Origin of the sequence: Pseudarthrobacter chlorophenolicus A6 (assembly GCF_000022025.1) — a bacterium.
GTDB classification, from domain to species: Bacteria; Actinomycetota; Actinomycetes; order Actinomycetales; family Micrococcaceae; genus Arthrobacter; species Arthrobacter chlorophenolicus.
The window spans coordinates 3,662,293-3,680,465 of sequence record NC_011886.1 but is presented as its reverse complement, the minus strand read 5'-3'; the positions used below and the strand labels follow the sequence as shown (position 1 = coordinate 3,680,465).

Annotated in this window: 19 protein-coding genes; 15 read left to right on the top strand and 4 right to left on the bottom strand. The window is 67.4% G+C overall.

Features of this window, described 5'->3' with window-relative positions:
• Positions 1-11: 11 nt before the first annotated feature.
• On the top strand, positions 12-308 hold the full coding sequence (locus ACHL_RS16685) for a hypothetical protein (protein ID WP_015938476.1): 297 nt from the start codon (positions 12-14) through the stop codon (positions 306-308).
• Here ACHL_RS16685 and ACHL_RS16680 read toward each other — a convergent pair.
• Positions 305-700, bottom strand: a complete 396-nt coding sequence (locus ACHL_RS16680; protein WP_015938475.1) for a VOC family protein — start codon at positions 698-700, stop codon at positions 305-307. The genes ACHL_RS16685 and ACHL_RS16680 overlap by 4 nt on opposite strands.
• 192 nt (positions 701-892) lie before the next feature.
• On the opposite strand from ACHL_RS16680, the gene ACHL_RS16675 reads away from it, so the two are divergent.
• Entirely contained in the window at positions 893-1,207 is a 315-nt protein-coding gene (locus tag ACHL_RS16675; protein ID WP_015938474.1) for a hypothetical protein, read from the top strand.
• Positions 1,208-1,314: 107 nt separating this feature from the next.
• Here the strand turns inward: ACHL_RS16675 and ACHL_RS16670 are convergent, their stop codons facing one another.
• Complete coding sequence (locus ACHL_RS16670) at positions 1,315-3,189, bottom strand: Na+/H+ antiporter (protein ID WP_015938473.1); 1,875 nt, start codon at positions 3,187-3,189, stop codon at positions 1,315-1,317.
• Between the two features lie 160 nt (positions 3,190-3,349).
• On the opposite strand from ACHL_RS16670, the gene ACHL_RS16665 reads away from it, so the two are divergent.
• The 3 genes from ACHL_RS16665 to ACHL_RS16655 all read left to right on the top strand — a co-directional run bounded on the left by ACHL_RS16665 (position 3,350) and on the right by ACHL_RS16655 (position 4,783).
• Positions 3,350-3,598 (top strand): hypothetical protein, encoded by a 249-nt coding sequence (locus tag ACHL_RS16665; RefSeq protein WP_015938472.1) that lies wholly within the window; start codon positions 3,350-3,352, stop codon positions 3,596-3,598.
• An 88-nt stretch (positions 3,599-3,686) separates the two neighbouring features.
• Positions 3,687-4,013: an ArsR/SmtB family transcription factor gene (locus tag ACHL_RS16660; protein WP_015938471.1), complete on the top strand. Its 327-nt coding sequence runs from the start codon at positions 3,687-3,689 to the stop codon at positions 4,011-4,013.
• Positions 4,010-4,783, top strand: coding sequence for a cation transporter (locus tag ACHL_RS16655; protein ID WP_015938470.1), 774 nt, complete (start codon positions 4,010-4,012; stop codon positions 4,781-4,783). Before ACHL_RS16660 ends, ACHL_RS16655 begins: the two co-directional genes overlap by 4 nt.
• Before the next feature lie 16 nt (positions 4,784-4,799).
• Here ACHL_RS16655 and ACHL_RS16650 read toward each other — a convergent pair whose 3' ends face one another.
• Both ACHL_RS16650 and ACHL_RS16645 read right to left on the bottom strand, forming a co-directional pair.
• On the bottom strand, positions 4,800-6,533 hold the full coding sequence (locus ACHL_RS16650; RefSeq protein WP_015938469.1) for a DUF5671 domain-containing protein: 1,734 nt from the start codon (positions 6,531-6,533) through the stop codon (positions 4,800-4,802).
• A complete protein-coding gene (locus ACHL_RS16645; RefSeq protein WP_015938468.1) occupies positions 6,533-6,994 on the bottom strand; it encodes a hypothetical protein in 462 nt (153 codons plus the stop codon). Before ACHL_RS16645 ends, ACHL_RS16650 begins: the two co-directional genes overlap by 1 nt.
• A 187-nt stretch (positions 6,995-7,181) precedes the next feature.
• Between ACHL_RS16645 and ACHL_RS16640 the strand changes: the two genes are divergently transcribed.
• The 10 genes from ACHL_RS16640 to ACHL_RS16595 all read left to right on the top strand — a co-directional run bounded on the left by ACHL_RS16640 (position 7,182) and on the right by ACHL_RS16595 (position 18,170).
• A complete protein-coding gene (locus ACHL_RS16640; RefSeq protein WP_015938467.1) occupies positions 7,182-7,787 on the top strand; it encodes a helix-turn-helix domain-containing protein in 606 nt (201 codons plus the stop codon).
• A gap of 164 nt (positions 7,788-7,951) precedes the next feature.
• On the top strand, positions 7,952-9,283 hold the full coding sequence (locus ACHL_RS16635; protein ID WP_015938466.1) for an MFS transporter: 1,332 nt from the start codon (positions 7,952-7,954) through the stop codon (positions 9,281-9,283).
• Between the two features lie 11 nt (positions 9,284-9,294).
• Positions 9,295-10,701, top strand: coding sequence for an FAD-dependent oxidoreductase (locus ACHL_RS16630; protein WP_015938465.1), 1,407 nt, complete (start codon positions 9,295-9,297; stop codon positions 10,699-10,701).
• Entirely contained in the window at positions 10,698-11,966 is a 1,269-nt protein-coding gene (locus ACHL_RS16625) for a CaiB/BaiF CoA transferase family protein (protein ID WP_015938464.1), read from the top strand. The genes ACHL_RS16630 and ACHL_RS16625 overlap by 4 nt, the downstream gene beginning before the upstream one ends.
• On the top strand, positions 11,963-12,784 hold the full coding sequence (locus ACHL_RS16620) for an enoyl-CoA hydratase-related protein (RefSeq protein ID WP_015938463.1): 822 nt from the start codon (positions 11,963-11,965) through the stop codon (positions 12,782-12,784). Before ACHL_RS16625 ends, ACHL_RS16620 begins: the two co-directional genes overlap by 4 nt.
• Before the next feature lie 55 nt (positions 12,785-12,839).
• Positions 12,840-13,814 (top strand): dihydrodipicolinate synthase family protein, encoded by a 975-nt coding sequence (locus tag ACHL_RS16615; protein WP_015938462.1) that lies wholly within the window; start codon positions 12,840-12,842, stop codon positions 13,812-13,814.
• Positions 13,814-14,614, top strand: coding sequence for an SDR family oxidoreductase (locus ACHL_RS16610; RefSeq protein ID WP_015938461.1), 801 nt, complete (start codon positions 13,814-13,816; stop codon positions 14,612-14,614). The genes ACHL_RS16615 and ACHL_RS16610 overlap by 1 nt, the downstream gene beginning before the upstream one ends.
• 23 nt (positions 14,615-14,637) lie before the next feature.
• A complete protein-coding gene (locus tag ACHL_RS16605; protein WP_015938460.1) occupies positions 14,638-16,131 on the top strand; it encodes an aldehyde dehydrogenase family protein in 1,494 nt (497 codons plus the stop codon).
• Between the two features lie 122 nt (positions 16,132-16,253).
• Positions 16,254-16,463, top strand: a complete 210-nt coding sequence (locus tag ACHL_RS23855; RefSeq protein WP_015938459.1) for a hypothetical protein — start codon at positions 16,254-16,256, stop codon at positions 16,461-16,463.
• Positions 16,464-16,799: 336 nt separating this feature from the next.
• Positions 16,800-18,170: an MFS transporter gene (locus tag ACHL_RS16595; protein WP_015938458.1), complete on the top strand. Its 1,371-nt coding sequence runs from the start codon at positions 16,800-16,802 to the stop codon at positions 18,168-18,170.
• The last annotated feature ends 3 nt before the right edge of the window (positions 18,171-18,173 follow it).

Sequence of the window (18,173 nt, the reverse complement as noted above, 5' to 3'; positions counted from 1 at the left end):
GACTCACCTCCATGGGGGAGCACAACACACCTGAAGACCGCATGCCGTCCAAACGCACCAAGTGGCGTGCCGCCGTCGTACCTTTGCTGGCCCTAGGCGTGGCGCTGGCGGGGTGCCTGATCGCCTGGCTGAACCGGAATGCTTCGTTCAGTTTCGCCTACGCGCCGAACAGCAAACGGCCCTTCAACGGGATCGGCGCGGACCTCATTACCGAGGGAACACAGGCGGGCCTGGCCATCGCCGTCGCGGGCATGCTGGTGCTGGCGTTCTGGGCCGGATTCAGGATGGGCAGGCGGCCCGGCCGCTAATCCTCGTACCCGATAATCCAGTGGAGCCCGTGCCGGTCGATGACCTGGCCGTCAAATGCGCCCCACGGTTTGGGCCCGAGGGCATCAACCACGGTGCCGCCGTCGGAAAGCCTGGCGAACCATTCGTGCAGCACTGCCGGTTCCGCGGTCCCCAGCAGTGAGAGCATGACGCCTTCGGTGCGGACGCTCGCCTCGCCGGCGGCCGCGTCCGAGCCCCCAAGCGCCACGACGCCGCTGAGCGTTCCGTGGGCGATGGCGTCCGGTGGGCCGTCGCTCCTGCTGAAGTCCTGGTAGGTGTACAGGGTAAGTTCACCGCCGAAGACATCCCGGTAGAACGTCAGGGCCTCCTGCGCTGTTCCCGGAAAACTGACATAGACCTGGGGCCCTGGCATGCGAACGGCGTCCTTCAAAGGGGTACTGGTCATCATCCATCCTCGGGTGCTGGGGAATCGGGCTGTTCCGGAAATCTCACCCGGGCGCTCGCTGAGGGTGAGACAACCACGCATGCCCGGCATCCGCCCAGCCTAAACCGGGCCGGCTGGGCCGGAAAGGGCGGTCCGGCTCCCGCGGCTAGACTCGCAGGCATGGGGGACAACGGAATACCTGAACAGCCAAAACCGTCCAAACACACCAGTCTCAGTGCCGTCGCGGTGCCTTTCCTCGGCATCGCAGCGGTGCTGGTGGGGTGCATTGTCGCCTGGAACCAGCAGGCGACCGCCAGCTTTGGCTGGTTCGCTTACGCGCCGCTAAGCAACGACGCCTTCAACGGATCCGGCATGACCTTCGTAACGCAGGGGACGCAGATCGGGTTGGGCATCGCCGTGCTGGGCCTGCTGGTCCTCGCCTTCTGGGCCGGTTTCCGGAGCGGGCGGCGAAGCGGGCGGGCCACGAACCGATGACACGCCGCACTGGTTTGTGGGCGCTTGCCTTGGTGGCCAGCGCGACGCTGCTGGGTGTGTAGCGCCGCCGCAGCCACGCACCGCCAGCTCTCCGGGCGCGAGCCCTTTCACCCCAGCAGGTCGTCCTGGTAGCACCAGCGCCAGCCCTCGCCGGGCTCGATGCTGCGCATGACGGGGTGCCCGGTCGCTTCGAAATGCTTTGACGCGTGGGTGGCGGGAGAGGAATCGCAGCACCCCACGTTGCCGCACTGCAGGCACATGCGGAGGTGGACCGTCGTCGTGCCCTCCCGGACGCAGTCCTCGCAGAACGCACCGCGGGGCACGTCCAGCGGCTCCGCGGACTCCAGGTGGTCGCACTCCCCACCGGGTTTGGCCACGCCTTCGCCGCCGCCACCGCCCGACGGGTCAATCTCGTCCAGCGACACGTCCAGCATCGATTCCTCAACGTCCAGCCGCTCAAGGACAGCGCTCAGGACCTCGTGCGCATACTCGCCACCACGCCGGAGTTCCAGCACCTTCTCGCGTTCCGCCTCCAGCATCGCCAGCCGCAGCCGGGCATAACGCTCGCTCGGCGTGGACGTTTCCGCTGACGGCCGCCCCAGACGCTCCCATGCCGCCAGCCCGCGTTCCTGCGTCCGCCGCTTCAGCATGGACACAACCTCCGGCGGATCGTCGTCTGTCCGGAGCTCATGCAACCGGGCCACGCCCGCGGCGGTGGCCAGCTGCATCAGTGACGCCTGGTTCAAAGCGTCCTCGCGCTGGTCCGGCCCCTGCACCCGGAGGATGCGCACCAGCGCCGGAAGCGTGAATCCCTGCAGCGTCAGCGTGCCGCCCACCACCACCAGGGCTGCGAGGATCAGCACGGACCGGTGTTCCAGGTCCTCCGGCAGGACCAGTACGGCGGCCAGCGTGACCACGCCCCGCATCCCGGCCCACGACACAATGGCCGCAAACTGCCACGGTGGCGCCGGATCCTTCCGCTGCACCGAAGGGATGAGCCGCGGCAGGTAGGTGGCCGGGAACACCCACACCGGCCGGAGAAGCAGCACGGCCAGCAGGATGATTATGCAGCCGGCCCAGATCCTGCCCGCACCCAGGGAATCGTCCTGGACGCCGTCCACAATGGTGCGCACCTGCAGCCCGATCAGCAGGAACACCGAATTCTCCAGCAGGAACTGCACCGTGTTCCAGTTGCTCCGCTGGCTCAGCCGGGCCGCGCCGTTGGGCATGGACGGCGCCTTGGTGCCCATGATGAGGCCGGTGACCACGACGGCGAGCACCCCCGAGGCGTGGATCGCCTCGGCCGGCAGGTACGCCACCAGCGGCGCCGCCAGCGATGTCGACGTATTGATGGCAACATTGCGGATCCGCTTGCGGAGCATGGTGAGCACGTATGCCGCTGCGATGCCCACCACCAGTCCGCCGCCCACGGCCAGCACGAAGTCCCCGGCAATCCCGGCCACGGACACCACTCCCGAAATGGCAGCGATCGCGGCGCGCAGGCAGATCAGGGCAGTGGCGTCGTTCACCAGGGATTCGCCCTCGAGGATGGTGACGATCCGGCGCGGCATCCCCACCTTCCGCGCAATTGAAGTTGCTGCCACCGCGTCCGGCGGCGCCAGCACGGCCCCGAGCGCAAACGCCGCGGCCAACGGAATCTCCGGGAACAGCCACCAGACCACCAGGCCCACCGTGAAGGTCCCGAAAATAACGTAGCCCACCGACAACAGGCCGATCGCGCGGCGGTTGGAGCCAAAGTCGAACAGCGACGTGCGCAGCGCAGCCGCGTACAGCAGCGGCGGCAGCAGCCCCACCAGCACCAGCTCCGGGTTCAGCTCGATGTCCGGTATGAACGGAAGGAACGAGCCCGCCACACCGATCAGCACCAGCAGCAGCGGCACCGAAATGTTGAGCTTCCGGCCGAGGGCGCTGCCGGCACAGACCACGGCAACGAGGACCAGGAGGCCCAGGGCGATTTCCATGGGGTCATTCTCCCAGCAACGCCGCCAAAGGGAACGGACAGCAGCGAACGGCCCACGCACGACGGCGGGACGCGGCTGGCGTCGTCCGCTTCCTTGGTGCGCTTCCCGCTAGGGCGCCCCGGACCGTTTACTCCGGTGGGCAGGCGGGTAACCATGGATTATGACTGATTCCGGAACCGGCGGCGCCGACGACCCCTTCGATGGCAGCGACGAAATCGTAGGAGGAACGCCCCCGGAGCAGACACCCGAGTCCATTGCCGAAGACGTGCGGCATGACATCCAGCTGGGCCACGTCCAGGACGACGTCAGCACGGTCCTCGAAGAACGGTTCGAGGAAGCCGGTATCGATGCGCGGCCCGAAGAGGTGGACGACCTCGCGGAGGAGATTGAGCGGGACGCGTCCAGCTGAGCCGCTGGTCCGGCTGGGCCGCGTGCGCCGTCAACCCGGCCGTAATACATCCTTGAATGAATACATTCACAGATGTACTGTCAAAGGCATGGAGACCCTCACCCACGCCCCGGTCCTGGCGCGCTTCGGCTATGCCGTCTCAGACCCCACCAGGGCACAGGTCCTGCTGGCCCTCGCCCAAGCGCCGTCCTATCCGTCGGATCTGGCCGACTCCATCGGGGTGTCCCGGCAGAGCATGTCCAACCACCTCACCTGCCTGCGCGGCTGCGGGCTGGTGGTGTCGGTCCCGGACGGCCGCCGGACACGCTACGAACTCGCTGATGCCCGGCTGGGCCACGCCATCACGGACCTCCTCGGCGTTGTCCTCGCGGTGGACCCGGCCTGCTGCGCGCCCGACGGCGAGTGCCTGGCATGAGCGGAACCCTGGCCCCGCGCCTTCCGTCCGATCGGCGGGCCATCCTGACGCGCCGGATCCGCCTCTTCGCAGCCGCCACCATCACCTACAACGTCATCGAAGCCGTGGTTGCGCTCTGGGCCGGCGGCGTCGCCGATTCATCGGCACTGATCGGGTTCGGACTGGATTCCGTCATCGAGGTCGCATCGGCCGTGGCGCTGTCCTGGCAGTTCTCCGCCAAGGATCCGGAGCGGCGCGAGCACCTCACCCTGCGCATCATTGCCATCTCCTTCTTCGCACTCGCCGCCTTCGTCACCGTGGATGCCGTCCGGTCGCTGGCGGGCGGGGGAGAGGCCCAGCATTCCACTCCCGGCATCGTGATCGCCGCCCTGAGCCTGGCCATCATGCCGGTACTCTCATGGGCGCAGCGCCGGGCAGGGCGCGAGCTTGGCTCCCGGACCGCCGTGGCCGACTCCAAGCAGACACTCCTCTGCACCTACCTGTCCGCGGTGCTGCTGGTGGGACTGGTCCTGAACAGCACGCTGGGCTGGTGGTGGGCAGACGCTGCGGCAGCCCTCGTGATCGCCGGCATCGCTGTCCGCGAAGGCTTCAACGCCTGGCGCGGGGACGTCTGCTGCGCGGTGCCCCACGCAGAGTCGCACGCGTTACCCCACGCCGGTGACAACGCCAGTAGCGTGCAGGACACGGACGCGTGCTGCCCCGGGTGCGCGTCGCCGGAGCCGGAGCCGCAGCCGCTCTCCCTGGGACTGACGGTCCGCAACAAGAAGTAGGCGCACGCCGAAAACGTCAGCCCTGACTGTCCGGCGGCGGCGGGGCCAGCGGGACCACGTGCAGGCGGTTGCCCGGACCCACGATGACCAGGATGTGCGGCGCGGTCACGTCGGCCAGTGCCGCCGTCACCTGCTGGATGAGGTCGTCGGGCGGGGCAGCCGGTGACCCCGGCGCAGGGTCGGCCGACGGCGGCAGTTCCGCGCCGCCGTCGTCCGCCCTCAGCCAGGCGGTCACCTTGGCACCTCCCGTGGCGTCAGAGATGCCCCGCGCCAGGGGGCGGACGTCAAGGGTGCCCGAGGGATAGCCGCTGACCAGCGTGACCTGGTCTGCCACCCGGCGTCGGGCGGGCGCCGCGGCAGCCAGCAGCGTCCGGTCGTGCCGCCATAACGCGAAGTGGTAGCCGGCCACCAGGCCAGCCGCCACCAGCAGGCCCAGCGGTGCCCGAATCCTGTCCAGGAGGCTTCCGCCGGAGACGTCGCCCAGCAGGTACTGGAACACCCGGTAGCCCGTCACCAGCAGCGTTATCAGGGCCACCACCGCGCTGACGCCGAAGAATGCCACCAGGTAAATGCGCCGGCCAGGTGGTATTTCGCCTGCTGTCCGGGGCTGGTGCCGTGGCTTCCACGCCAGCCACCACACCGGTCCGCCCACCATCAGGGAGCTGATGCCGCCCAGCAGCAGGGTGCGCGCGGCGCCGCCGGCCAGCGGTGAGACGGCGGCCGCCAGCAAGGCATTCACCACCACACCCACGCCGGAAGCTGCCGCGGCCAGCGCAACCGCCGAGGTCACCAGGAGGCTGGCGCGCCTGGTTTCGGTGGACCGGGTGACCGCCACCGCCCGGTGGTAGCGCCACACCACAGCGCCGATGGCCGCGGCCGAGATTGCCGGCGCCAGCGGCTCCAACAGCAGGTTCACCGGATCGCTGCGGTCAAACGCGAGCCGCAACAGCACGAACACCGCCACGCCCACCCCGCCGAGGGCCGCGATGCCCGCAACGAAGATGCCTACGGCGATCATGGCCACATCCGCCAGTGTGGTCCGGAAATGCCGGCCGCCTTCCCTGAACCAGTGCCACCACCACACCAGGGTGCCCCCGGCCGCCCACACCAGCGAACGGACCGGGGCATACCACCACGGCTCAACCGCTGCACTGAGTGGGAAGCCGCGAATGGCTACGTCCAACAGCCCGCTGAGGGCGGCGACCGCCGCGCCGGCGCCCAGCAGCAGGCCGAAAACGGAGCCGAGGAGTGTCCTGACGTCCTCCAGGTGCGTCGATGGCTTCGCGGGGTGCTTCCACATCCACCGGTGCCAGAGCCAGATAGCCGCCCACACCAAACCGTTGGCGAGCGGGGACTGCCACTGGCTTTCCTGCGTGTCGATGAATGCCGTTGCCAGGTTCAGCAGCGACGTGGTGGCGATGATGAGCGAAACGGCGTACATCCCGGACAGGTACAGTCCCCACCCGGCGGCGGTGCGTTCCACCGGGTCGTCGAGGCGCCGCCAGGCAAACCACCACAGCAGCAGGGCCAGCGGACCGCCGATCAGGGTGAAGGCCAGGGGCAGTGCCAGGCTGGCAGGATCGCCGGTGACCAGCACGGAAGACGCACGGAAGAGCCGTTCGAGCAGGCCGCTCACGCCCGACGCCGCAATCACCACCAGGGCGAAGAGCAGCACATAGAGGATCAGGCGGCGGAGGGTGGCCAGGCCGCCGGCGGGGGCGTGGGTGGTGACAGCTGCCGGCGTGGTCATTATTTAGCCGGAACCACTGAGCAGGCCGTCAGGATGTACGGCGGCTGGTCGATCTTCCAGGTGCCGTTGACTTTCAGGAGCGAGAACGCGTCCTCCATTTCGTACTCGGACGGGCCAAACGGTCCGCCCTGGGACTGCTGGACGATCGAAACCCGCACCGTGGCTGAATCGGTGCGCTCCGACGTCGAGACCAGAACGACGCGCGCCGGGCGGGGCTCACCCGGATAGCCTCCCCGGCATCTGCTCCGGGCGGCATCGGTGAGGTAGGAATCCGCGGTGGCGTTGTCGCCGTCGATCACGGCCTTGCTGTACCGCTGGACCACCCCGGCGGGGCTGGCCTCGTCCAGTGCAGCGGGCTCGCCGCGTGTGAAGACCACCGCCAGCGCAACCACCACCAGCAGTCCGACGACGCCGATCAGCACGAACAGGATCCGGTCCGGTTTCCGCGTGGCGTCGCTCATGGCGACAGTATGCGCCCTGGTCAGGGAGTTTTACAGGTATCTTTTGGCCCGGCGCGGGGGGATTCAGCCCGGGGATCCTCGTAAGGCACTGGAGAGCGAATCTTCAATATAGTTAGGAAAATCCGTTGACTGGCCCGAAATCTTCACTATAGTTATGTGAGTAGCATCACCCAGTGAAAGACAAACGATGACCACCGAGACTAGCACCACCGCCCCGCCGGCCACCAGCGAACTGCTGGCCACAGTCGGCAACAAGGTGCGGTCCATGCGAAAGGACCGGGGCATGACCCTGGCCCGGCTCTCGGAAATCACCGGACTCAGCCAGGCGATCGTCAGCCAGATCGAACGCGGAATGGCCAACCCGTCCTTCACAACCCTCGCGCAGCTGGCCCACGGACTGGACATCCCCGTGGGACGGTTCTTCATCGGCCAGGACCAGTCCAGGTCCCCGGTGGTCCGGAGATCCGCGCGGCGCAACCTCCAAAACGTCACCCGCGAGTCCGTCGGCGAAGCAATTCATGAGCTGCTGACCCCGGACCGCGATGGCACCATCGAAGCGCAATGGATCAGCACGCCCCCAGGGCACGACACCAGCGCAACACCCTTCACCCACAGCGGCGAAGAGTTCTGCTACATCATTTCGGGCCGGAAGGACGTCTACCTTGACGGCGTCTGCTACAGCCTCGAAGAGGGCGACTCGATCACCTACTCTTCGGAAATTCCCCACTGGTACAAGAACAGCTACGAAGAGGTATGCGTAGCCATCTGGGTCAACGCTCCCCACGCGTTGTAGGCCTGCCGGCCGTAACCGGCGCCGGCGCTGACCCCTAACCGTCCGGACACGTCTCCGTGGCCGCTGACACTCCTTGCCACTTTCGCATCAGGCGCCTCCTCCAACAGGCGTTCCTGCGTCATACCCTCTTACGCCCTCCGGGGCGCAAGCGTAAGGAAAATCCCATGCTTGACACCCAAACCACGGACAATGCCGTCCCGTCCCCCCGAACCACCGCTTCAACCCCCCAAAAAAACGAAAAGTTCACCCCTGAGGTCCGCAAAGGCCTGCTGGGCCTTGGCCTGGGCAACGCCCTTGAATGGTACGACTGGATGGTCTTCGGCCTCCTGTCCGCCTTCATCGGACCCAACTTCTTCCCCAACACGGACCCGCTGTCCGCAACGCTGAACGCCTTGGCCGTGTTCGCCGTCGGGTTCGCCTTCCGCCCCCTCGGAGGCATCCTCCTGGGCACCCTGGCAGACCGAATCGGCAGGCGCCGGGTGATGCTGCTGTCCATCATGCTGATGGCCGGCACCACCCTGATCATCGCCGTCACGCCCAGCTACGCCACCATCGGCCCGCTTGCCGGCATCATCCTGCTGGTCTGCCGCGTCCTCCAGGGCATCTCCACCGGCATCGAAGCCCCGCTCTCCACGTCCCACGCCGTGGAACTGGCGCCCAAGGGCCGCGAAGGCTACGTGGCCGGCATCATGTCCTTCTACGTCAACATCGGCATCCTGCTGGCCTCGCTGGTCAGCTTCCTCTGCAGCCTGGTGATCGGCGGAGCGGCCATGGGGGAGTGGGGCTGGCGCGTTCCGTTCATCCTCGGCGCCCTCTTCGGCTTCGTGGTCCTGTACTTGCGCCGTTCCCTGCCGGAAACCCTCAAAGAAGAGGAAATGGCCACCAACACGCCCCGCGCTGTCTGGTCCGGCGTCCGCAAGCACTGGCTCTCCGTCCTCGCCATCATTTTCGTGGTGGGCGCAGCCCAGGCCTACAACTACGCCTGGAACGTGGGCCTGCCCAGCGCAGCCCGCAGCGGCTTCAAGGAAGACCCCACCGCCGTCTTCGCCCTCACCACCGTCCTCGGCGTCATCCTGGTGGCCGGCTCCTGGATCATCGGCAAGCTCGCCGACGGCAAGGCCATGTCCCGCTGGTTCCTGGTGACCCGCATCCTGGCCATCCCGTCAGTGTTCCTCATGCTGCTCTACGTGCAGCCCGGCATCGGCGGCTTCGCGGCGGTCCTGCTCGGCGGATCCGTGGTCCTGGTGCTCAACATGACCCTCTACAACGTGGTCAGCTCCTCGCTGATGCCCAAGAACATCCGCGGAACCGGCGTGGCCCTGGGTTACGGCATCGGCGTCGCCCTCTTCGGCGGCACCGCCTCCTACCTGCTGGTCTGGTTCCAGTCCCTGAACCTCACCTGGATCTTCCCGGTCTACGTGGCCGTCCTGTCCATCCTCAGCATCGTCTTCTACATCGCCGCACGCCGCTCCAACGGCATCTTCGTCGGCAAGTAAGGAACCCTCCCATGAACACCACACCCAGCTTTGCCGCGCCCGAAAACGGCTTCACCGGCTCCCTGGAACTCGCCACCACCACGGCGGACCTCACCGCTCCCGTCATCTCCCGCTCCAACGTGCTGGTGGTGGGCGGCGGCCCTGCAGGCGTTGCCGCCGCAGTCACGGCCGCACGGTCCGGCGCCAAGGTCACCCTGCTGGAACGCTACTCATCCCTGGGCGGCCTCGCCTCCGGCGGCATGGTGCTGGTGCTGGACGACATGATCAACGGCCAGGAAATCACCGTCACCGGCATTGTCTCCGAATACGTGGAGCGGCTGCAGAAGCTCGGGTTGGCCATCGTGCCGCCCGCCGATGACCGCAAGACCTCCCAGGAACTCTGGAACAAGTGGGGCCGCTACGGCACCTTCGACTTCCACTCCCACACCAACCCCAAGCCCATCTGCTACGCCGCAGCCTTCGACCCCGACGGCTGGAAGCGGGTCTCCAACGACCTGGTCCGCGAAGCCGGCGTGGACCTCCGCCTGCACTCCTGGTTTTCCCGCCCCATCGTGGACAACGGCGTGATCAAGGGCGTCATCACCGAAACCAAGATGGGCCCGCAGGCCTTTATGGCGGACGTGGTCATCGACACCACGGGCGACATCGACGTCGCCTCCCGTGCCGGGGCCAGCTACGCCAAGGACAACTACATCACCACGCTCGTCTTCCGCCTGGGCAACGTGGACACCCGGGCCGCCGAAGCGTTCGAGCAGGCCAACCCCAAGGAAGCCCGCGCCATCAACCGCAAGATCAAGCGCCTCCTCGGCGGCGCCTGGGAGCTGTGGTGGCTCAAGACCCCCATCGACGGCGTGGTCTGGTGCAATGCCCCGCACATGTCCGGGTTCGACGGCACGGACCCGGCGGACATGACCGCCGCCGAGTTCGCCGCCCGGGACCGGATCTCCGAGGCGGTGGACTACGTCCGCGCCCACCTGCCCGGTTTCGAGAACTGCTACATGCTGGACGTCGCCTCCCAGATGGGCGTCCGGCAGACCCGCCTGCTGCAGGGCGAATACGTGATGACCAAGGACGACGTCACCCAGCGCCGGCACTTCGCCGACACCGTGGCGCGCGGCCGCGACTACTACTACCCATACCGCTCGCTGCTGCCCAAGGAAGTGGACCAGCTCCTCGTCGCCGGACGCCACTATTCCGCCACCCCGGAGGCGCAGAAGATGTCCCGCGAGATTCCGCCCTGCATGGCCATGGGCCAGGCCGTCGGCGTCGCCGCCGGGCTTGCCGTGGAGAACAACGTGCTGGTCCGCGACGTCTCTGCCCTGGACATCCAGCAGGGCATGCGCCGGCACGGCGCAGACCCGGGCGACGTCCCGTCGTCGAACGCCACCATCGATGCTGACGCGGCGGTGCCGGCATGAGCAGCGCGCTGGCAGAAAAGACGGAAAGTACGACGACGGCGGGCGCCTCCGCGTCGCCCCTCGCCGGGGATGCGCGGCCGGCCACCCCGCTGCCGCTGGACGGCATCAAGATCGTGGACTTCACCCAAGTGTTCATGGGCCCGTCCTGCACCCAGATGCTGGGTGACTACGGCGCGGACATCATCAAGGTGGAACGCCCGGGCGCCGGAGACATCTCGCGGAACTCGTTCCCTGACCAGGACGGCCAGGACAACCCCATCTTCCTGTCCATCAACCGCAACAAGCGCAGTGTCTCCATCGACACGCGTACGGAGGAAGGCCGGAACGTCCTGCACGCCATCATGGCGGACGCGGACGTGGTGGTCAGCAACTTCCGCTCCGGTGTGATGGAACGGATGGGCTTCGGCTACGAAGACCTCAAAGCGGAGAACCCGGGCATCATCTGGGCCTCCGGCACAGGCTTCGGCCCGGTGGGACCGTACTCGCACAAGGGCGGCCAGGACGCCATCGCCCAGGCCTACTCCGGGGTGATGTGGCGGCGCGAATCGGACGACCAGAAGCCGGCCATCTACCCCACCACCCTCTGCGATTACATCACCGGCATGCACCTGATGCAGGGCATCCTGCTGGCGCTGCGCACTCGGGAAACCTCGGGGGTGGGCCAGAAGGTGGAGGTGACCATGTACGACTCGATGCTGCACCTGCAGATGCAGGAGGCCTGCATGCAGCTCAACCGCGGGTATGAAGTCAACTGGGGTGCCATGCCGCTGAGCGGCGTCTTCGAAACCACTGACGGCGCTGTGTGCATGGTGGGCGGCTTCACCCCGGACCCGCTGGCCCGCATCTCCGACGCCCTGGGCCTGGACGAGGACCTCACCCAGCGCCCCGAGTTCGCCAACCTGGAGCAGCAGTTCAAGCACAAGCCCGCCCTCCAGGCCATCTTCCGGGAACACATTGCCACCAACACCACCGAGTACTGGACCGGCAAACTCGAGGAACAGGGGCTGCTGAACGCCCCCGTCCACACGCTTGAACAGGCGCTCGCCGATGCCCAGACCGAAGCCAACGGCATGATCGTTGAGGCCGAGCACCCCGGCGTGGGCACGGTGAAGATGCTCAACGCCCCTATCCGGCTCTCGGCCACCCCGCCCACAGTCCGCCGCGTGGCGCCCCGCCTCGGGGAGCACAACGTGGAGGTGCTGCTCGAGAACGGGTTCGATGAGCAGACCATCGAACGCCTGCAGCAGCTGGGGGTCCTCCGGTGAGCGCCACCTTGGAAGAGGCCACTGTCGAAGAGCGGGTTGACCAGATCACGCTGACCATCGAAAACGGCGTGGCCACCGTGGTGATCGACCGGCAGCACGTCCTCAACGCCGTGGACGGCACCGCCCACGCCCGGCTCAACGGGATCTGGGACCAGCTGGAGCAGGATGAGTCGGTGCGGGCCGTGGTCATCACCGGCGCCGGCACCCGGGCGTTCTGCGTGGGTGCGGACATGTCCGCGTCCGCCGTGGACAAGACCGGCCTGGAATACTGGGCCGGCCTGGACCCCAACGGGTTCGGCGGCCTGAGCCTGCGCACCACGCTCGACGTTCCGGTGATCGCCAAGGTGAATGGCTACGCGCTGGGCGGCGGCATGGAGATCGTCTTGGGCGCGGATATCGTAGTTGCCGCCGAGACCGCGAAGTTCGGGCTCACTGAGCCCCGCGTGGGGCGTTTGGCGCTCGACGGCGGCATCCACCAGCTGGTGCGCCGCGTCCCCTACACGCAGGCCATGGGCATGCTGCTCACAGGCCGGACAGCGGACGCGGCGGAGATGCAGGCCATGGGCCTGGTCAACGAAGTGGTTTCCGCAAAAGAACTGGACGCCGCGGTGCAGCGCTGGGTGGACCAGATCCTTGCGTGTGCCCCCACATCGGTCCGGGCCGTCAAACAGATGGTCACGCAAACCAGCCACCTCACTGCCACGGAAGCACGCGGGCTGCGGCTCCCGGCCCTCATGGCCGCACTGGACAGCGAGGACTCGGCCGAGGGCGTCCGGGCCTTCCAGGAAAAACGCCGGCCGGAGTGGCCCGGCCGCTGACCTGCCACCGTCCCTCCGCCCCAACTCACGCTTCGCATTGAAAGGAAGCAGAACAATGCAGCAATCCCTTGCGCCCCAAAACCTGGCCCCTGACGCACTGCCCGCCGGCGTGTGGGGTGTGGTGGCCACGCCATTCCAGGGCAGCACCCTCGACGTCGACCTGGACAGCCTGTCCGAACTGGTGGAGCACTATGAAGCCATCGGAGCCACAGGCCTCACAGTCCTGGGCGTGTTCGGCGAAGCCACCGCGCTGACGGCGGAGGAGCGGCGACACGTCCTGGAAACCGTTGTGGAATGCACAACGCTTCCGCTGGTGGTGGGAGTGACCGCGCTGGCCACCAGGCCGGCCATCGAGGAAGTCGGGGCTGCGCAGGAGATGGCGGGCGGGCGCCTTGCCGCCGTGATGGTCCAGGCCAACTCGGCCCGGCCCCAGGCTGTCATCGCCCACCTCGACGCCATCCACCGCGCCACCGGCGCCAACGTGGTGCTGCAGGACTACCCGCTGGCCAGCGGCGTCAGCATCGCCACCGCGGCACTGATAGCGGTGGTCAACGCGTGCCCGTTCGTCATCGCCGTCAAAGCCGAGGCCCCGCCCACCAGCGTGGCCATCGCCGAGCTGAGTGCCGCCGTCGGCGTCTCCATCTTTGGCGGCCTGGGCGGGCAAGGGCTGCTGGATGAACTCCAGGCCGGCGCAGCGGGAGCCATGACCGGCTTCTCCTACCCGGAGGCGCTCATTGCCTGCGTCGCCGCCTGGCAGGACCGGGGCTACGAGGCCGCCCGCACCGAACTGCTGCCCTACCTGCCGCTGATCAACTTCGAACAACAGGCCAAGGTGGCCCTGGCGATCCGGAAGGAATGCCTCCGCGAACGCGGCCTGATCAAGGACTCCGGAGTCCGGGCGCCGGCGGCAGGCTTCCCCGAAAGCCTGCGCGACGCCATGCACACCCACCTCAGCGAGGCCGCCGATGCGCTCGGCAACGCCACCGCCCGGGCACAGTCCCCGGCACTGACCACCGCAAGGAGCTACTGATGGATCTCGGAATCGCCGGCAAAACCGCACTGGTGGCCGCCTCCACCGGAGGCCTGGGCCTGGCCGTGGCACGGGCGCTTGCTGCGGAAGGCGTCCGCGTGGCCATCGTGGGCCGGCGCCGGGACCGCGCCAAGGAGATCGTGGGGGAGCTGCAAGAGAGCCATGCCGGAACCGCAGGCTTTGACGCCGTGGCCATCGAAGCGGACCTGACCACGCCCGAGGGCATCGGGTCCGCCGTCGAGCAGACCATCGCCGACCTCGGCCCCATCGACATCCTGGTCCTCAACGGACCCGGCCCCAAACCGGGCGCCGCGGCCGCGCTCAGCTCCGAGGACGTTGCCAGCGCCTTCGACCTGCTGGTCAAGCCCCAGCATGCACTCATCTCGCACGTCCTGCCTGGCATGCGGGAACGCCGCTGGGGACGGATCGTGGCTCTCGGCTCAAGCGGAGTGGTGGCCCCGCTGCCCAACCTGGCCGTCTCCAACACCGGCCGTGCCGCACTGGCCGGCTACCTGAAAACCCTCGCCGCCGAGGTGGCCCTTGACGGTGTCACCGTCAACATGGTCCTTCCTGGCCGGATCGCCACGGACCGGGTGGCCGAGCTGGACCAGGCTGCCGCGAAACGCCGCGGCACCACCGCCCACGAGATCGAGCTCGAATCCCGCAAGTCCATCCCTGCCCGCCGCTACGGCGAACCCGCCGAGTTTGGGGCGGCCGCCGCCTTCCTGTGCAGCGCCCCGGCGTCGTACATCACCGGCGTGGCGCTCCGCTGCGACGGCGGCCTGATCCGCAGCCTCTAGCCCCAACGTTCCAAAGGACCACCATGACCTCCACTGTTGTTGACACCGAAACCAACCAATCCGCTGACTCCCGCGAAGCCATCACCGCCAGGCACCTCATCAACGGCCAATGGCTGGGTGAAGCGGACACGGAGCGGATGAACCCTGCCCGCCCAAGCGAGATCGCCGCGGTTTCCCCCAGCGGTACGGCCGCGAACGTGGATGCCGCCGTCACCGCCGCGGCAGCAGCGCAACCTGCCTGGGCAGCCCTGCCTGCACCCTCGCGTGGTGCCATCCTCATTGCCGCCGGGAACCTGCTGATCGATCGGCAGTCGGCCATCGCCGAAGACCTTGTCCGGGAGGAGGGCAAGACCCTGGCCGAGGCCAAAGGCGAAGTGAAGCGTGCTTCCGACGTGCTGCGGTTCTTCGGCTCGCTCGGCTGGGCGGCCACCGGAGAGGTGCTGCCCAGCGGCCTGCCGGACACCACCATCACTACCCGCCGTGAGCCGTTGGGCGTGGTGGGCCTGATCACGCCCTGGAATTTCCCCATTGCCATTCCCGCATGGAAGGCCGCCCCCGCGCTGATCAGCGGCAACGCCGTGGTGATCAAGCCGGCCGAACTGACCCCGCTCTCGGCCACCCACCTGGCCCAGGCCCTGCAGGATGCCGGGCTGCCCGCCGGAGTCTTCAATGTGGTCCATGGCAAGGGGCGAGTAGTGGGGGAGGCGCTGGCCCGGGACGCCCGCATCGCCGGGCTCTCCTTCACCGGTTCCACCCGTGTGGGCCTGGGGCTCCAGGAAATCCTGAACGCCCGCCGCGCCCGCGTCCAGCTTGAGATGGGCGGGAAGAACGGCGTCCTGGTGCTTGATGACGCAGACCCCGCCGAGGCTGCGCAGGTGGTGGCCGCCGGCGCGTTCGGACTCACCGGCCAGGCCTGCACCGCAACATCGCGGGTCTACGTCACTCCGGGCGTGAAGGAGAAGTTCCTTGAGGCGCTGGTGGCTGAAGCCGCGCAGTACACCACCGGGGACGGCGCTGGCACAGGCGGAACGTCGCGCATGGGCGCCGTGGTGAGCCGGCAGCAATTCGAGCAGGACCAGGAAGCGGTGCGCGCCGCCGTCGAACGCGGGGCCACCCTCCTGCACGGAAGGTACGACGGCGACCCCTCCGGTGCGCTGTTCTTCCCCGCCGCCGTGCTCACCGATCTTCCCACCGACGATCCCGCGGTCACCGAGGAAATCTTCGGCCCTGTGGTGGCGGTCCTGGAAGTCCCGGACTACGAGGCCGGGCTCGCCGCGATCAACGATTCCCGGTACGGCCTCACCGCCGGCATCTGCACCGATTCCCTGGCCCTGGCTACCGACTTCGCTTCCCGCGCCCAGGCCGGCGTGGTGAAGGTGAACAGGCCCACCGCGGGACTGGACCTGAACGTTCCATTCGGCGGCGTGAAGGACTCATCAACGAACACGTTCCGCGAGCAGGGCCGGTCCGCGCTGGACTTCTTCACGTGGGGCAAGACCGTCTACACCGGGATCTAAGCATCCCGTCACTGCGGCCGCCAGGCAGATGCCTGGCGGCCTTTCGTGTGCCCGGCCACCGTTGCCTGCCAGTGGACCGCTCGGCCCTACCCGCACCACAGCCGCGGTGGGACGATGTTCCTATGCAGGAAAACAGGGTTGACAGCCCGAACGATGCAGGCCCGCATCTGCATGCCCACACCGCACCCACCACGCAGCAGATGCGCACGGTGGGCCAGCGCCGCCGCGACGCGGAGGAGAAGCTGGAGCACCATCTCCAGGAAGCCCGCCAGAAGGATCACCCGCACGGGGCGGAGCCTTCGCCGGATCAACCCCACACCGATGGGGACTAGCGGAGCGGCAGTTCCGCCTAGGACAGAGGAACCACAACAGGCGACGACGGGACTTTCCCGGCGTCGCCTGTTTTTGTTGCCCAGCATGCGGGGCCGGGCTGCGTGCCTCCTGGTCGCTTAGCCGCGGCAGGTTTCCAGAATATTTCAACCATGTTGCTTTCAGTGCAACATGGCTATTCTCTGGGGACTTACTGCCTGCAGGTGGTGAACGCACTCCATTTCGAGCTAGTAGGCGCGGAAATAGTCTTGGGATCTATTGACTGTGTTCGCGGTCACCACCTATGTTGAAACAACGACGTTGCAATAAGTGCAACTCCGACTTTTATTGGTGGTTCTATGAGTCACGAAACAACACCGCCCCAGGCGGGAGTCATCGCCAAGGATGCCGATGGTTCCGCCCTGGCAGGCGGCGGCGTTAGTCCCCTAACGCCCAGCAAGGACGTACGACGCCGGGTGGTTACCGCAAGCTTTATCGGCAACTTCGTCGAATGGTTCGATTACGCCGTCTACGGCTACCTCGCCGCCGTCATCTCATCGGTCTTCTTCCCGGAAGCGGAACGGCAGACAGCGCTGCTGGCCACCTTTGGCGTCTTCGCAGTCTCGTTCTTCGTCCGGCCGCTGGGCGGATTTGTCTGGGGCCACATCGGCGACAAGCTCGGCCGGCGGAAGGCCCTGTCCTTGTCCATCGTCATCATGTCCGTCTCAACGTTCTGCATCGCGCTGATTCCCGGCTACGCATCCATCGGGCTGATGGCTCCGGTCCTGCTCCTCCTCGTCCGCATCGTCCAGGGCTTCTCAGCAGCCGGCGAGTATGCGGGCGCCTCGGCCTTCCTGGTGGAGTACGCCCCGGCGAACCGGCGCGGCCTCTATGCAGCAGTGGTTCCGGCCAGCACCGCAGCCGGCCTGCTCCTGGGCTCCCTTATCGCAGCGCTCCTGAGCTCGGTACTCACCGCGGACCAGCTGCACGAGTGGGGATGGCGGCTGCCGTTCCTGCTGGCTGCCCCCATGGGCCTCATCGGACGCTACATCCGCACCAAACTCGAGGACACCCCGGCCTTCCGGGAATTGGCTGCGAAGGAAGGCACCGAAGAGAAGGCCCCCGCGCTGGCCATGTTCAAGACCTACCGGAAGCAGCTCGTCATCGCCTGCGGCGCGGTGATGCTCAACGCCGTTGGCTTCTACGTCATCCTCAGCTACATGCCCACCTACCTTTCCGAGGAACTGGGCTTCGGCCCCACCGAGTCCTTCCTGGCCACCACCATTGCCCTGGCCAGCTACATCGGGTTCATCTTCCTTACCGGCATGGCCTCGGACGTCTTTGGCCGCAAGCGGATGCTCATCACGGCATCCATCCTTTTCATGGTCCTTACCGTTCCGGCGTTCATGCTGCTGGAAACCGGTGATTTCCTGGTCATCGTCCTGGTCCAGATCCTCCTGGGCGGCATGCTCACACTGAACGACGGAACACTGCCGAGCTTCTTGGCCGAGCTGTTCCCCACCAAGGTCCGCTACAGCGGGTTCGCCGTCAGCTTCAACCTCTCCAACGCCCTCTTCGGCGGGACCGCGCCGTTCATGGCCACCCTGCTGATCGCCATGACCCAGAGCAAGATCGCCCCGGGCTGGTACCTGGTGGCGGCTTCAGCGGTGTCCCTGGCGGCAGTCCTGTTCGCCACTGAGACGTCGCGAAAGCCCCTGAAGCACCTCTAAGCC